The 15,461-nt window shown below is 44.6% G+C and carries 12 protein-coding genes and 1 pseudogene; 7 read left to right on the top strand and 6 right to left on the bottom strand.

The window, feature by feature from the left end:
• Nucleotides 1-109: 109 nt before the first annotated feature.
• The 3 genes from YC6258_RS09555 to YC6258_RS09545 all read right to left on the bottom strand — a co-directional run bounded on the left by YC6258_RS09555 (nt 110) and on the right by YC6258_RS09545 (nt 2,583).
• On the bottom strand, nt 110-550 hold the full coding sequence (locus YC6258_RS09555; RefSeq protein ID WP_044616790.1) for a GNAT family N-acetyltransferase: 441 nt from the start codon (nt 548-550) through the stop codon (nt 110-112).
• A gap of 26 nt (nt 551-576) precedes the next feature.
• Nucleotides 577-1,056, bottom strand: a complete 480-nt coding sequence (gene lspA / locus YC6258_RS09550; RefSeq protein WP_044616789.1) for a signal peptidase II — start codon at nt 1,054-1,056, stop codon at nt 577-579.
• 900 nt (nt 1,057-1,956) lie between these two features.
• Nucleotides 1,957-2,583 (bottom strand): TetR/AcrR family transcriptional regulator, encoded by a 627-nt coding sequence (locus YC6258_RS09545; RefSeq protein ID WP_044616788.1) that lies wholly within the window; start codon nt 2,581-2,583, stop codon nt 1,957-1,959.
• Nucleotides 2,584-2,943: 360 nt separating this feature from the next.
• Between YC6258_RS09545 and YC6258_RS09535 the strand changes: the two genes are divergently transcribed.
• The 6 genes from YC6258_RS09535 to YC6258_RS09505 all read left to right on the top strand — a co-directional run bounded on the left by YC6258_RS09535 (nt 2,944) and on the right by YC6258_RS09505 (nt 9,598).
• Nucleotides 2,944-3,393: a nuclear transport factor 2 family protein gene (locus YC6258_RS09535; RefSeq protein WP_044619913.1), complete on the top strand. Its 450-nt coding sequence runs from the start codon at nt 2,944-2,946 to the stop codon at nt 3,391-3,393.
• Nucleotides 3,386-4,222 (top strand): ergot alkaloid biosynthesis protein, encoded by an 837-nt coding sequence (locus YC6258_RS09530; protein WP_044616786.1) that lies wholly within the window; start codon nt 3,386-3,388, stop codon nt 4,220-4,222. The genes YC6258_RS09535 and YC6258_RS09530 overlap by 8 nt, the downstream gene beginning before the upstream one ends.
• 577 nt (nt 4,223-4,799) lie before the next feature.
• Nucleotides 4,800-5,426: a LysE family translocator gene (locus tag YC6258_RS09525; protein ID WP_044616785.1), complete on the top strand. Its 627-nt coding sequence runs from the start codon at nt 4,800-4,802 to the stop codon at nt 5,424-5,426.
• A gap of 84 nt (nt 5,427-5,510) precedes the next feature.
• Nucleotides 5,511-5,915: a GFA family protein gene (locus tag YC6258_RS09520; protein WP_044616784.1), complete on the top strand. Its 405-nt coding sequence runs from the start codon at nt 5,511-5,513 to the stop codon at nt 5,913-5,915.
• Nucleotides 5,916-6,069: 154 nt separating this feature from the next.
• The gene (locus tag YC6258_RS09515) at nt 6,070-6,666 is read left to right on the top strand and encodes a hypothetical protein (RefSeq protein WP_044616783.1); all 597 of its coding nucleotides are present in this window, start codon (nt 6,070-6,072) and stop codon (nt 6,664-6,666) included.
• A 778-nt stretch (nt 6,667-7,444) separates the two neighbouring features.
• A complete protein-coding gene (locus YC6258_RS09505) occupies nt 7,445-9,598 on the top strand; it encodes an alpha-glucuronidase family glycosyl hydrolase (RefSeq protein ID WP_044616781.1) in 2,154 nt (717 codons plus the stop codon).
• Here YC6258_RS09505 and YC6258_RS09500 read toward each other — a convergent pair.
• Together YC6258_RS09500 and YC6258_RS09495 are read right to left on the bottom strand one after the other, a co-directional pair.
• Complete coding sequence (locus YC6258_RS09500) at nt 9,595-11,517, bottom strand: sialate O-acetylesterase (RefSeq protein WP_052830191.1); 1,923 nt, start codon at nt 11,515-11,517, stop codon at nt 9,595-9,597. The two genes, YC6258_RS09505 and YC6258_RS09500, sit on opposite strands and share 4 nt — an antisense overlap.
• 204 nt (nt 11,518-11,721) lie before the next feature.
• Nucleotides 11,722-12,689: pseudogene (locus tag YC6258_RS09495) on the bottom strand (IS630 family transposase).
• Nucleotides 12,690-13,293: 604 nt separating this feature from the next.
• On the opposite strand from YC6258_RS09495, the gene YC6258_RS09490 reads away from it, so the two are divergent.
• Nucleotides 13,294-13,890, top strand: a complete 597-nt coding sequence (locus tag YC6258_RS09490) for a hypothetical protein (protein WP_044616780.1) — start codon at nt 13,294-13,296, stop codon at nt 13,888-13,890.
• Between the two features lie 188 nt (nt 13,891-14,078).
• Here YC6258_RS09490 and YC6258_RS09485 read toward each other — a convergent pair whose 3' ends face one another.
• On the bottom strand, nt 14,079-15,398 hold the full coding sequence (locus tag YC6258_RS09485; protein ID WP_044616779.1) for a tetratricopeptide repeat protein: 1,320 nt from the start codon (nt 15,396-15,398) through the stop codon (nt 14,079-14,081).
• Between the last annotated feature and the right edge of the window lie 63 nt (nt 15,399-15,461).

The following is a 15,461-nucleotide window of genomic DNA, read 5'->3' as shown; positions in this document are numbered from 1 at the left end:
TTACCACTGTCTACAATCGATAAAGATTCAGGCTGACCAAACCGACCATCGTAACTTGAACGATGCAGTGTAGTTGACCACTGAGGGGAAAAGGAAAAGTCCGGGCCAGTCAGGCATCAAAGCGAATCTGATAGCCCAGTTTATCCTGACTGAATCCGGCATGCTCATAAAAACGTTTAACCTCCGGACTGGTTGACCCGCTCATCAGCATGACTTTGTAGCAGTTCTTCTGCCGGGCTATCAAAACCGCCCGCTCAAGCACCCGGCGCCCAATTCCCTGGCGGCGATAATCCGTATGAACAATCACATTCTCTATGACTCCGAACGGGCGTCCTGACCAGCTTAAGTTGGCACATATGTTAATCGTGGATGTGGCCACTACTTTTCCGTTATCGACAGCGCCGATCACCTCACCGCCGTTAGCTTTGATCTGTTCATAGATCTGCGTTTGTAATAAAAAGGAAGGACGGGGAGACACAGGACGATCATATTGCTCAATCAGCTCCAGAACTCCATTCAACTCACTGAATTTAAGACTACGTATATCCATTCTATCCTGTCCTTTGCATGGGTCGTTCAATGTGTATGCTTGGTACCGAGAGTGGATATAAAGAACAACAGCAATCCCAGCATAACGGCCATATCTGCCACGTTAAAAATACCGGTACGCAAAGATCCAATACCCACATTCAGAAAGTCAACAACATAACCTTCAAAACGAATCCGATCAACCAAATTTCCGATTGCACCGCTAAAAATAAGTGCCCAGGCAACTCTTTCCATGGTACCTATTCTGCTTCGAAACAAATGATAGAGAATAGCGATAGAGATCAGGCTAACCAATACGGTAAAAATCAAAAACCGGGCATGATCAGGCAACTTTGCCCCCAGGCTCAACATACCGCCTGGATTTTCAGCATACCGAATGACAAATATTCCCCCCAAATAACTAAGGTCCGGCTCTCCTTTCATCCAGGTCATTGCCGCCCACTTACTGACCTGATCCAGTACCAGGCTTACCAATATCACCACAACTGCCACCAAGTGCCGCTTCATCCAACATCCGTCCTTATATCTTCAGGTATCAAAAAATCTGCGGCGCAATGGTAAACCAATCAGGCGTCAGACACTATTCAGGATAAAGCAAAAAAAGGGCCCGATATTGGGCTTAGGTCGCACTATTAAAGTCCGGTACCATCTGCAACACCATCCATCCCTTCAACATCATGGCTACCCGGCGCAAGCGCCGTCACGATCCGCTTTCAGAGTCCGACTTTTCCATGGATTTTTCAGAGACTCACCGAGGCTACCCAAATCTATCCACGAGCCTTTTTCTGGAACAACCGGCTGTATATTTATCAGGATATATCCTGCAGTATTCACCAGACGTGCCCTATGGCTTTGGCTCAGCAGCGCCCCATCATCAATCTTGAAGATGATTTTTTAAAACTGCCGATCTACACCCAGTCCGCTCCATCTCAGTGCGATAACCCATTTATTTCAATCAGGCAAAAAAGAGCCACTCCTAAAATATCGTTTTTTAACTCATGAGCGGATTCCATCAACCATGTGGACCCTTCGAAATGGTTGATAAAGCCAGGGTTTGAAATCGCAGCGCCAACGCCAGATCACCCTGCCTCTGCTGAGCGAGCGATACATATATAGTGTTTGCAGCAATAGCTATATGGAAAATAATCCAGTATTTCGTAAAGAACATTAAAAAATACTGGCGTGACTAGACGGTATTTTGATAACTCTTCTTATCGTCGGTATTGCTTCGAATTTGAGCACATTCAACCTGGCAAGCATTGATACCGGCCCTGGCATCGGTCTGTTAATCTCCACTCCTTTTTACGAATTCCGGTCTCCGGCACAGGTTGTACTACTGTTTCATGGTCTGCCGACATTAACGGTAATACGAGTACTCTGGCACTGGTCAGGCACAGCCTGACACAATCACAACGCCTGCCGGATACTGATGGTGATCGCCCGGGAGATCTTATCAATAGCCTCTTTCGATAACCTGCGCCGCTGGATGATCATGCTCCAATAAATATTGGCAATAAAAAAATCCAGCGCGATGGGGACATCAATTGTTTCGAGCAAATCACCCCGGGCAATCGCCCTTTCGAGTATCACCGTTGCCTGGTCCCGACGTTTTTTAGTCACCAGTGTTATCAAGTCTTCCAATTCGCCGGAGCGAACACGCTCTGCATGCATATCCGGCAAAATCCGTCTGACCAGCGGGTGACGCAGGGCTACCGCGAGAGAATGAACAAAGATACGAACATCCTCTTCAAACGATCCCGTATCCGGTATTTCTGTGATTGTGACGGCTATCGACGGCATGGCGTCGTAAACCAGTTCTTTCTTTGACTTCCACCTCCGATATAACGCTGCTTTACCGACACCGGCACGAGATGCAATGCGCTCCATCTTTAACGAGGAATACCCGACTTCAGCCCATTCCTCAAATAATGCCCGCTGCAAAGCAAGAGTCACTGACTCCTGAAAAACAGCGGCACCAGAGGCTTTTCGGCGCTTTTTGTCTATATTTTTTTGGATGGAACTGTTGCGTTCCATTGAAAACACTCCTATATTAAATTGGATGGAACGATATCGTTCCATCGAAATTACAAAACTTCAGCCGATTCTGCAAGCCAAGGAAGCTTTGAATAACGTCGGCGAAGAAACCAAGGTAAAAATCTATAACTCCACCATCGGGAGCGAATTTGGGCTTCACCTGCGATGCAGGTAATTTTTCACAGCGGCCCTCACGCAACATGGTTACGCGAATAATTTCAAGCCGGAATGCCTTCACCAAAATGATCTGATCAATCTGGTCACATTTATAGGAAGCATGACAACAGGATACTGGTATGCGTGTTATCCGACAGCGCTGTTGCCAAACCGAGCAAACTATACTGGGGAGATAATCACATTATGTCAGACAGAAAAACAATTCCGAGCTTTGGAGCGATGCTCCGCAAAGCTTTAAAAGACGCCATTATTCCAGAAGCCGGTGAAGACTTTCTGGCCATGTGCGCTGACGATATCGTCTTTAAATTTCCGTTTACACCCAATGAATCCTTGACGGAAATCATAGGTCTTGAGGCAATCACTCGTTATCTGGCCAAGATTGGAGCAGTGCTGGAGTTTGAATCTTTCAGCGACCCGATTATTCATGAGTCCAAAGATGGAGAGACCTTTATACTGGAATTTTCCTGTCAGGGAAAAGGAACTCAAACAGCTGCCCGGTACGACCAGAACTATGTTGCAGTGATCTCTATTCAACAAAAACGAATTGCTCAATACCGCGATTACTGGAATCCGCTGATTCTGCTAGAAGCCACCGGGGGCCTGGAAACATTCAAGGAATCCATCAATGATTAACAACATACTGGTGACCGGCGGTACAGGTAAAACCGGCCGAAACGTGGTTGAACAATTGCAACAGCAGGGTTTCATTCCAAGAATTGCCACACGTAACCCGATGGCTCCAGATACAGTAAGGTTCGACTGGAAAGACCCCAGCGCTTTTCAAGATGCATTTGAAGGTATCGATGCCGTATACCTGGTCGCTCCAACAGATGACTTTGACTCGCTGGGCGCAATGCAGAATGGACTCTCGGCAGCACTTGATGCCGGTATAAAAAGGTTTGTATTACTGAGCGCTTCATCTCTTGAAGAAGGTGGACCGATGATGGGTGCTGTACATGCCTGGCTACGTGAAAATGCTCAGCAATGGGCCGTGTTAAGACCTTCCTGGTTTATGGAAAATCTCTCAGAAGGGCAGCACCGGAACTCCATCAAAATGGAATCCACTATCTATTCTGCCACCCAGCATGGTCGTATCGGGTTTATCTCAGCTCAGGATATAGCAAGATGTGCCGCAACATTGCTTACCTCACCTCAAGTAGAAAACAACGACCATATCCTGACCGGCCCGGAAGCAATCTCATATGATCATATCGCAGAGATCCTTTCACGCCATCTTGGTAAAACCATTCAACACAAATGCGTCTCTACTGCGGAACTGGCAAAACGTTTTCGTAACCTTGGATACCCGGAAGACTATGCCGATGGCATTGCCGCCATGGACGAAGCTATCTCAATAGGATCTGAAAATCATATAAGTACCAACGTAAAAGCCATCACCGGTATATCACCAGTATCAATGAACACTTTCGTTCAAAATAATATTGAGGCATGGAAAAATTAACACTGTATGATAGAAGTTATTCAGAACTGTGCGCCAGGTAAGTCTGGCCACAGGACTCATCAAAGCCCGCCTAAACTGTCGTTATAAACTTTTATTAAAACAACCGAACTGACAATAAGTAAGCTGGCTTAAGACCGCTTTATAGATTGCCATAGCATGCCGTCCTTGCTAAATTCTGAAACCATTCCAGCTTAGCTCCATTCGTAACGCTTACAGGCTGATTAAAGGTATCCAAGAAGCCTCTGAAAAAAAGCGATAGTTTTGATGCAGACGAGGTAATACCACTCGCAACACTGCTGTTTATAGCAGTAAATGAGGATGTGAGAGGCTATCCACCTTCGGACGAGGATGACAACGTCCTGCGTGAGAACAGGCCATTTTTAAGAGGTGTCCTGATTTACCATGACCCAAAACGGACTTAACCTTACTACCGACCCGGCATAAATGCTTGCCAAGTTATGATTAAGAAGCAGATAAGAATGAATGGTTAACTGAGTAATTCAGATGAGGTCTATAGCAAATCTGACTGACTCATGCATCGTGCACTATTTAAAAACTCTCACAGGTGGATCTGATAATGAATTTTCTAGTGTTTTTAGGCATTTGCCTGGTTGCTACCGCCAGCCCGGGTCCAGCAGTTTTTTTAGCAATCAAAAATGGTGCTAAATATGGACATAAAAATGCAATGTTCGGAATCGCCGGTAATGTATCTGCCATGCTTACATTAGCCTCAGTCTCAGCAGCAGGCTTGGGCGCGATAATTCTTGCATCTTCACATCTATATACTGCAATTAAAATAATCGGCGGCCTGTATTTGATTTACATAGGCATTAAGTCTTGGAGACAAAGTTCCGTTCCACCAGTCGAAGAAGAAGAAACAGACCCGACATTATCAGCACCTCGCAAACTCACCCTGTTTCGTGAATCTTACTTCGTAGGCATTAGCAATCCAAAGGCAATCGTGTTCTATACGGCTCTATTTCCTCAATTTATCAACTTGGCAAAACCTGTTTTTCCTCAATTTGTCTTACTGGCACTGACTTTTGCTACCTGCTCGTTCGCGTTTTTAATGTTTTATTCATCGATAGCTTCTAAGCTTAAACCGTATATTGAAAGGGAAAATATTTCTCGCTGGTTTAATCGTATAACGGGCGGAGTTTTCATTGGTTTTGGAGCAGCACTTCTTGCAAACAACCGGGTATAACACATTGCCACATACAGAAACACGAATTACCACGCTGTCGAGTTTGCAGCAAACGAACGTTATATAACAGTAGAGGATCTCACCATGAGCACTAGTTACAAAGGCAGCTGCTTATGCAGCCAAGTCACATTTCAAGTTTCCGGGTTCAAAGAGCATATCGCAAACTGCCACTGCTCAATGTGTCGGAAATTCCATGGCGCCGCTTTTGGTACGTTATCCCAAGTGAAAGACTTAATATGGTTATCAGGCCAGGAACGACTTAAGGACTATGTTGCACCTAATGGAACCATTCGTACCTTTTGCTCTGAATGCGGTTCAAGCATTGGATTCAGAAGCAAAGGCAATGCGTTGCCAGATATTGAGTTGTCATTAGCAATGTTTGACACAGATATTCCTGTGAACATTGATGCACATATTTATTCAGCCTACAAAAGCAACTGGCACGAAATAACCGATGATCTTCCTCAATACAAAGAAGGCCGGGAGTGAGAACGGTTTATACCATAAGTGAAAATTATCAGGACTGTTTTATCATTACGCTCTAAAACAGGAACAGGTACGAGTGGTAAAATGACAACAGCCATAAAGGTATCATGATAAATTTTTCATAATTAACGTCATATCATATAGGGAGAAAGTAATAATGTATGAAGTAAACGGTGGAATTCTTTTTATTTCTGACTCTGCAGTTTTATTTACACTTAAAAAAGACTTTTCTGCAGAAGAGCTCAAATCGTTTGACGAAAAATCGAAAAAGAAGTTAGGCGAAGGATCGATTTTTATTGCGAAGGATAAAATATCAGGATTAAGAATTGCATCCGACCCAAAACGTACAACGATAATTGAAGCAAAAGGAATGGGTGATGACATTGGTGTAATGACACTAACAAAAGAAGTTCAAGCAAAAATCGTTGCAGATATACAGTCGCTTGTTGGATCATCAGGCGAGGTCAAGATCACCGAACCAGGTTTATTCGTAAAGTCGGGAAAGCACATAATATTGTCAATCCTGGCAGCCATTATGACCTATCTTTTATTTTATCTAGTGACATCTCTAAATGGTGAAGAGGTTGATCTGGAAGGCAAAAACGCAAGAAAAAAAGAGCTACTTTATAATATCGCAGATGTTCTTGGACCAACGGGAACGATTATAATTGGCAGTCTCATAACTGCACTACTACTATTTAAAGCCTATAAAAATAGCAAGATCAGCTTTAAGATTAAGATATACAAATTTTAACCAGCAGAAAATCAGACCACGCTATCGAGATACACCATTACCGTTCTAGCTATTCGTTTGGAATGGTCTAATAAAATCTGACACCCATTAAGATGGGCTATGGCGACCACAATGAGTGTCAGATGCAAAAAGATGGAGATCATTTCCTCTCGAATTTAAAGCTGAGGCATTCTGGTTACATAAGGCCGGTGAAGGATCCAGGCCTAACGTCAGCGAGGCTAAAAACATTACTCAAACTAAAGAATAATAAATTCACCACCACCATCGAAAACATCCTCCCTGCCACAGAGCAAACCTATACCCCGAGTTTCATTGTCCAATAGCCGATAGAACAAAGACTCGCTTGTTATTGGTATCTCTGACGAATCACAAAAAGACCATTTGTGGATCTCGTAAAAAACACTAACATCCGGATTTAAGTCACCAGAAAACCAGGCTGAAAGCTACCCGACTTCAACAAATATTACTGGATCAGAAATAAAGAATACTGAGTCGTAGCGTGTGATAATCGCGTCCATGAAACAAGACGCTTCTTTCCGGCGCTATCGGTATCCAAAAACCGATGCGCATCCTTTTTATCTTTGCCACCAGTAACCGCGGATTGAATTAAAAGACTGAGTGCAGTTCTACGCTTTATGTCTTATTGCTCTCTTAAAAGCGAATTTGGTAGGCTGGTACCGCTACCACATCGAGCTGTATGGAGCCGAGTGCAACTTTTTTTTGGAAATTTGCACTCAATGACTGAACTTAAAAACCCATCCAGAAAATGATAATAATTATGAGAATACTTACATTATTGCTCGTTATTGCCGCAAGTCTGGCCAGCTTAAGCTCTCATGCAGAAGATGGTTACGACCTATGGCTCCGATATCAAACCCTTCCTGAAAGCTACGCCAAAGATGTGAACCGAACGATCAAAAACCTGGTGCCTGGCGACATAAACGACCCAACCCGAGCACTTGCTATTGAGGAACTGCAAACCGGATTTAGCAAAATGTTAGGTAAACCATTACCCATCAAAAGCAACGCGGGCAAAGCCAGTCTGATGCTGCTGACCAGCGAAGCATTAGCACAAATCTCTAACGATGTAGACACCGCAAAGCTTACCGAGCTGGGCGATGAAGGCTACCTGCTCACTCAAGCCAAAATTAATAACAAGCCGGTAACGTTGATCGCAGCGAACAGCGAGCAAGGCTTACTGTATGGTGCATTCGAACTCTTACAACAAATGCAGTTACAAACCAGCCTTAAAGAGCTAAACCACTCATCATCCCCCAAAATACAACGGCGGGTGTTAAACCATTGGGACAACTTGGATGGCAGTGTAGAGCGGGGCTATGCCGGTTCCTCCATTTGGGACTGGTGGGAGTTACCTGGCGTTATCAACCCTCGCTACAAAGATTATGCTCGCGCAAATGCAGCGCTGGGCATTAACGGCACAGTATTAAACAACGTTAACTCTAAAGCCATTTCCCTTGACCACCGCTACATTGAAAAAGCCGCGGCGCTGGCGGAGGTATTCCGCCCCTACGGCATTAAAGTGTATTTATCAGCCCGCTTTAACGCACCAATGGAATTAGACGGCTTCGAAAATGCCGATCCACAAAACCCAAAAGTGCGCCAATGGTGGAAAGATAAAGCGAAAGAAATTTACCAGATCATCCCCAATTTTGGCGGCTTTCTGGTAAAAGCCAACTCTGAAGGCCAACCTGGCCCTGGCGATTATGGCCGCTCTCACGCAGAGGGCGCAAATATGCTGGCCGAGGCATTAGAGCCCTACGGCGGCATTGTTATGTGGCGTGCGTTTGTGTACTCCGAACACGATGCTGAGGACCGCGGTAAGCAGGCTTACAACGAGTTCAAACCGTTGGATGGAAAATTTAAAGACAATGTTTTACTGCAAGTTAAGAACGGTCCGATCGATTTTCAACCACGCGAGCCCTATCACCCCCTGTTTGGTGCTATGCCCAATACACCTTTGATGATGGAGTTCCAAATCACCAAAGAGTACCTGGGTTTCGCGACCCACATTGCCTACCTCGCACCGCTCTATCAAGAAGTGCTGGCAGCAGACACTTTCGCAAAAGGCAAGGGCTCCACTGTCGCCAAAGTCATTGATGGCAGCCTCGATGGTCACAAATTAACCGGTATTGCCGGCGTCGCCAATATTGGTCATCACCGTAACTGGAGCGGCTCTATTTTTAACCAAGCTAACTGGTATGCTTTTGGCCGCTTAGCATGGGACCCATACGCCGACTCGCAAACGATTGGTCGTGACTGGTTAGCCCTGACTTTTACAAATGAAGAGCAATTTACAGAGCCCACACTGGGAATGATGATGCGCTCGCGTGAAGCAGTAGTGGATTACATGACTCCGTTAGGATTAGCTCACTTAATGGCCACTGGTCACCACTATGGCCCTGGTCCCTGGGTAAGCGATCTTGGCCGCCCGGAATGGAACCCTGCTTACTACCATAAAGCGGATAAAAATGGCATTGGCTTTGACCGCACCAAAACCGGCAGCAACGCCCTGGCTCAATACTCTAAAGAAGTAGCCCAGAGCTTTGCTGATCCCAAAACCATGGATGAGAGATATCTGCTGTGGTTTCACCACTTACCATGGGACTTCAAACTACAGTCAGGCAAAACACTATGGCAAGGTTTGGTGGAGCACTATGACCACGGAGTAGAAGAAGCCAAAGCCATGCAGCAAACCTGGCAAAGCTTAAAGCCTTATGTGGACCAGGAGCGCTTTACAGACACCGCACAGCGCCTACAAATTCAGGTGGATGAAGCCCAATGGTGGCGCGATGCCAGCTTGGCCTACTTCAGTCACGTGTCTGGCAAAGCCATACCACAAGGCACAACTCCGCCAAAACACGACCTGCAATACTACATCAAACTCAGTTTCCCATATGCACCGGGCAACTAAGGCTTGATGTCAATTTCAAACGAACTGACCGGTAAACCGGACTGCCCATACAAGTGGCACTCCGGCGCATCGGCCCAACAATAACGAACGCGCGTTGCATTGGTCATTTGCGACAATGCAACGCGCAGCTGCCCACCGAGCACGGTTGCATTTACTCGCTTACAAGAATCCGCGCACAGCTCCACGTAGTTAAGCTTACTGCTGCCCTTAACTTGTAAAGTTTCACCCGCCGGGTCGAACGTCACCACAACATCGCCATCATTTGTTTCAGCTTTTACAGGATAAATTCCATCTGTGATGGCTGCTTTTTCGCCCATCAGCGCTAAAGTAACATCGGCCGTACGCTTGCCCACAATGCTTTTATTTTTCGGGTGAATGTCGGCAGGATCACCTTGATCGATTGCAATGACCAGGCCTGCATTTTTGTCGTTTGCAACTGCTTGCCATTGGCCCAGACGCAACTGCGCCCAATCGGATTCCATAGCACTGCTCGCGCCGGTGTTACCATAGCCGGGTAGCTGCACAACAACAAATGGCAGGTTTTTGCCAAAGTCTTCCCGCCAGTTACGAATGAGCGCTTGCATCAAGTCTGCATATTCACCGGCCCGGCCGGTGTTGGATTCGCCCTGGTACCAGGCCACACCACGAATTTTTAACCCTTTAAGCGGCGCAATCATAGAGTTGTATAAGCCGCTCAAACCATTAATGCTTTGCCAAGGCGCATTGCGCGGGTAACCATAACTTTCCTGTACTCGGCTGGCTTGCCAGCCTTCACCCAACGCTATGCGTTTACCATCACTGAGGGTTAAAGCTATATGATCGGCAGGGCCAACCAAGCCACCAGCACCATAGGTGCTGGTGATATTAATCATTAACAGATTCTCACCAGCCTTCAGCACGCCGGGTTCTACGTCATAAGTACGCTCGGTACCCCAGCCAAATTCGGTACCAACGATTTGACCGTTCAACCAGGTGAGGTCCACCTCATCTATCCCGCCAATCGAGAGTTTCCCACCCAATTTTGCTTCGGCCTCTGTTAAATTAAAGTTATTACGATACCAAACCAGTCCGTTGAAATCTTCAAACCCCTTCCAGGTTTGCCAATTAGCGGGCTCCTGAACATCAAACCAGGTTTGCGTTAACGGGGTTTTCCAGGGCTGGGTTTGTTGTTGCCACCAGATCTGCCACTGATCAGCATATTGCTGTTGTGCCAGCTTGGGATTATCTACAAAGGTGCTCAGCAACATTAAATCATTATCAAAGCCACCCACCTTTTTAAGCTCTTTAGCACTGATCCATGCCTCTATCTGCGATCCACCCCAAGATGAATTAATCAACCCAACGGGCACATCCAACTCTTTTTCCATCTCTTCACCCAAATAGGCACACACAGCGGAAAACTCTGCCAAATTAGCGGTAGTAGCGGGCTGCCATTCAGCTTTCTTAGCCAACTCCGCCTCAGACGCGGCGTCATAATCACGCTCAACGGTCATTATACGAATACGTTCAGGGGCATCTTCGCCACCCCAAGGTTGGTCGCCGGTAGCATCTTTAATGCGAAATGCCATATTGGACTGACCAGAACAAAGCCATACATCACCAACCATTATGTTATTAACTATCTTGGTGTTGTCTCCGTCCGCCAACTTCAGCTGATAAGGGCCTCCCGCGTTTAGGGGTTTTAGCTTGGCTTGCCAGGTACCGTCGCGGCCTACTTTTACTTTTTTTGTCGTGCCGGCAAAGCTTAAATTGAACTTTTCCCCTGGCTCACCGCGCCCCCAGAAAACCAGAGGCTCATCGCGCTGTAAAACCATATTGTCATTAAAAACAGAGGCTGGCTCGAAGGCAAAAGCAGGTGCAGCAAAAGCTGAAAAGCCTATGGCAGCGGCAAACGCTCCAGCGTTGAAATATTTGTTCATGTGTATCTCGCTTTTTTATGATTGTAATTGGTAAGACACACGAAAGTGTACCGAAACAAGCTGCTCGAAAGAACTAGCCGAAAGAACCATAGAAAACATAAAAATGTAATTCACTAAGAATTAGATAAGACGATAAGGAAGCAATGGAATATGCTGGCTAGAGCGTTTTCAGTTTTGTATTAAGCCGGCGATTAAACATACCTGTTATGCAGCGTAAGCAATTTTTTTATGGATAAAATATTTCCGCACTCGACCAGGTTTCTTTTGTAACATCTGCATATGACTTCGAACTTTTTCTTTAATTTTTCTTTGTTTCTCGCTGGCTTGCCACTGTGAACACCTGCTTTCAAATCACAATTCAAATATTCATCCGGATTCAGTTCCGGTGAGTAGGATGGTAAATAAAATACCGCTATGTCTGCCCGATGTTTTTCCTGCCAAGCTTTAAATACTTTTGCGTGGTGAACACGAAGATTATCCAGTATCAGATAGACCTTTCTGCCCGCGCTTTTGATGATACGCTCACAAAAATCAATCAGAATGTCGGTATTCATTGACCCATCGAATATCTTAAATCGAACTTTTCCCTGATTGGTCACCGCCGAAATCATATTGGTGGAGGTACGGTTGGCATTAAGCCGAACAACCGGTGTCTTTCCTTTTGGGGCATAGCCTCGTTCGTGCTGGCTGTCATTACGCATACCCGTCTCATCGCCCCAGTATATCTCTGCGTTTTCACGTTATGCTTGAGCTTTGATCTTCGGATAATCGTCATCCAACCACTGTTGAACGGCTTTCGGATTTTGCTCGTACGCTCGCTTTGCAGGTTTTTGGGGGGTCATGCCCCAACGTTTGAGATAATCACCGACCGTTCTCACTGGCAACTGGATCTTGAATTCCTGCTCAATCAACTCGCACACGGCTTTTCGTGTCCACAAGACATAATCCAGTTTTAACTGGTCGGGCGTTTTGTCGATGATCTGTGATCTAATGTGTTTTTCCTGGTCAGCAGATAACCGTCTTGCTTCTCCCTGCTTACGCCCCCCTCGATTGACAGTGAGGTTGGTTGTGTCGAGCTTTAACCATCGACCGATCGTATCTGGATGTACGCCGCCGAGCTCTTGACCAATCTCTGCGCGTGTGAATCCACGCATGCGTAACCGATGTGCCATGCGGCGTTTTCTTCGATCACTTCTCGTGGTAGTTTTCTTGTGTCTGTTGTCGTTTCCATTGGACTATTGTATCAGATATCTTTTTCGCCGGGTTAATAATAGAAAACACAGTAAATAGTCCCTATGACTGAATGCTTCTTCTAATGCAAATCAATCTCTCTTTCAGAATTTCTACCACTGAAGAAACGGAACTTACTCACTAACCCTCAGATAAGAATTAATGGTTAACAGAGAAATTCACGTGAAATATTCAGGTTAATGCACATTTTGTTCTGAATGTGGTTCGAACATTGGATACAGAAGCGATAGCAATGCGTTGCCAGATATTGAATTATCATTAGCATTATTTGACACAGGTATTCCAGCGGATATTGATGCGCTCATTTACACAGCGTACAAAAGTAACTGGTATGAAATAGCCGATGATCCCCTCAATACAAAGAAGGCAGGGAGTAAGAACTCTTTATATTACAAGTGCATATTGTCGGACTGTTTTATCGTTGCGCTCTAAACCAGGAACAAATACTATCGTTAAAATGATAGAGATCAGAAAGGTACTATACTAAATTTTCTAAGATCAAGATCATATAAGGAGAAAGTAATAATGTATGAAGTAAATGGTGGAATTCTTTGTATTTCTGACTCTGCTGTCTTTTTTACACTAAAAAAAAATTTTTCTGACGAAGAGCTTAAATCGTTTGATGAAAAATCGAAAAAGAAGTTAGGTGAAGGGTCGATTTTTATTTCAAAGGATAAAATATCTGGACTAAGGGTTGCATCCGACCCAAAACGTACAACGATAATTGAAGCCAAAGGAATGGGCGATGACATTGGTGTAATGACTCTAACAAAAGAAGTTCAAGCAAAAATTGTTGCAGATATACAATCGCTTGTCGGATCATCAGGCGAGGTCAAGGTCACCGAACCAGGGTTATTCGTAAAGTCGGGAAAGCACATAATATTGTCAGTTCTGGCAGCCATTATGACCTATCTTTTATTTTATCTAGTGACATCTCTAAATGGTGAAGAGGTTGATCTAGAAGGTAAAAACGCAAGAAAAAAAGAGCTGCTTTACAATATCGCAGATGTTCTTGGGCCAACGGGAACGATTATAATTGGTAGCTTGATTACTGCACTACTGATATTTAAAGCCTATAAAAATAGTAAGATCAGCTTTAAGATTAACGTATACAAATTTTAACAGGTCAGACATCCGGCCAGTCTATCGATATGCATTATCACCATTCTTGCTATCTGATCCTGGCTGGCCTAATGATCACTGCCTTAATTGCCTGGAAGTTATGTAAAACATCCAAACTTCGACAGACAGAACCCTCTCACGCTCCTTAGTGCCACTGTCGTAATGAGGTGAGGAAAGCAACGTAGACCTTATTCCTCACTCATTTCCAGATCTCGCCGTAGTTCCAGAATAGCCTGAGACCAATCATCTGGCTGATGTTGTCGATAGAGGGTCATTGCCGGATACCACGGTGTACTTTTGCCTTCAAACCACCGCCAATCCGAGTAATGCAATAACATAAGCTTAACGGGTACACCTATCAATCCTGCAAGGTGTGCAGCCGATGTATCAACCGTAATAACGTAATCCATTTCTTTTAAAAGCAAGGCTGTTTCATAAAAATTATATATATGAGAAGAAAGGTCTATTATAAAATTCTCATATCCATTCTTTTCGATATCAGATTTACGGCTATCAAATTGAAAGCTATACACCTGAATATCCGAATTAAAGAATAGAAAATTGAAATTTGAAAGGTCACATGAACGGTCCTTGGGTGTCTTTTTTCCGGCCCATATCAATCCCACTTTCTTTTTACCGGAAGATGGAAAACTAAATGCAGTACGCTCTTTTATAGCTAGGGGTTGGTCTAATTCAAACAGTTGATTTTCAGTAGTCAATCCAAGTAAAAAAGGTAAACTCATTATTGGCACATAATAGTCAATAGACTCCACTCTTTCATCGGAATCAATCAATTGAACCCCAGAGATACATTTAAACACCCCCTCAAAAACAGGCTTGGATTCCAGAAAGACAACTGCACCAAGTTTATGCAACAAGGGAACAAAGCGAAGAAAATTCAACGCGTCCCCCAACCCTTGTTCGAGAGTGACGCAGATAGTCTTTCCAGACAGATTCTCTCCGCACCATTTTTTATACTTTCGAGTTGGATAAAGATTTGGATGTAATTGAGTTCTCCATTCATACGCCTCCCAGCCTTCCTTGAAACGCTTTAGATGTAACAAACAAAGAGCACGATGCCAATGATAGTCGGCATTATCAGGCTGATCCTCCACTAATAACTCGAATAGCGCCAAAGCCTCCTTGGGTTTTCCCCGATGAAAGTAGTGAAGACCCAGGTTACGAACGATATCATGGCTACTATGAATACTGCGTGCCCGTAAGAGGTAAACTTCGGCCAAGTCAAACTCTTTCAAATCAGTTAACAGGTTGCCGTAGTTGGATAGCAATGCAGGAGCCTTTGGAAACTTCCTCAAACCTCTTTCATAGATTATCTTAGCCAAGTCATATTTTTTGCGTCTACGATAAAATGCACCCAACTGAAGAACAGGCTCGATACGGTCTGGATACTTCTCCAACTGTTCATATAAAAACTGCGTTGCCGCCCTAACCCTGCCATGTTTGAGCAACATTTCTATTTTATGAAAATTATCGAATTTTCCTGCCATTTGATTACCAACTCATCCTTATAAATCGCCTTCGACTCGATGCGCCTTATTTCAAACGCATAT

Source organism: Gynuella sunshinyii YC6258 (assembly GCF_000940805.1).
Taxonomy (GTDB): domain Bacteria; phylum Pseudomonadota; class Gammaproteobacteria; order Pseudomonadales; family Natronospirillaceae; genus Gynuella; species Gynuella sunshinyii.
Note: the sequence above shows the minus strand (reverse complement) of the source record. Positions and strands in the feature narration are given on the sequence as shown.

Coding starts and splice junctions, on each gene's coding strand:
- YC6258_RS09555 (WP_044616790.1), bottom strand. CDS start 550: ATGGATATACGTAGTCTTAAATTCAGTGAGTTGAATGGAGTTCTGGAG.
- lspA (WP_044616789.1), bottom strand. CDS start 1,056: ATGAAGCGGCACTTGGTGGCAGTTGTGGTGATATTGGTAAGCCTGGTA.
- YC6258_RS09545 (WP_044616788.1), bottom strand. CDS start 2,583: ATGGAACGCAACAGTTCCATCCAAAAAAATATAGACAAAAAGCGCCGA.
- YC6258_RS09535 (WP_044619913.1), top strand. CDS start 2,944: ATGTCAGACAGAAAAACAATTCCGAGCTTTGGAGCGATGCTCCGCAAA.
- YC6258_RS09530 (WP_044616786.1), top strand. CDS start 3,386: ATGATTAACAACATACTGGTGACCGGCGGTACAGGTAAAACCGGCCGA.
- YC6258_RS09525 (WP_044616785.1), top strand. CDS start 4,800: ATGAATTTTCTAGTGTTTTTAGGCATTTGCCTGGTTGCTACCGCCAGC.
- YC6258_RS09520 (WP_044616784.1), top strand. CDS start 5,511: ATGAGCACTAGTTACAAAGGCAGCTGCTTATGCAGCCAAGTCACATTT.
- YC6258_RS09515 (WP_044616783.1), top strand. CDS start 6,070: ATGTATGAAGTAAACGGTGGAATTCTTTTTATTTCTGACTCTGCAGTT.
- YC6258_RS09505 (WP_044616781.1), top strand. CDS start 7,445: ATGAGAATACTTACATTATTGCTCGTTATTGCCGCAAGTCTGGCCAGC.
- YC6258_RS09500 (WP_052830191.1), bottom strand. CDS start 11,517: ATGAACAAATATTTCAACGCTGGAGCGTTTGCCGCTGCCATAGGCTTT.
- YC6258_RS09490 (WP_044616780.1), top strand. CDS start 13,294: ATGTATGAAGTAAATGGTGGAATTCTTTGTATTTCTGACTCTGCTGTC.
- YC6258_RS09485 (WP_044616779.1), bottom strand. CDS start 15,398: ATGGCAGGAAAATTCGATAATTTTCATAAAATAGAAATGTTGCTCAAA.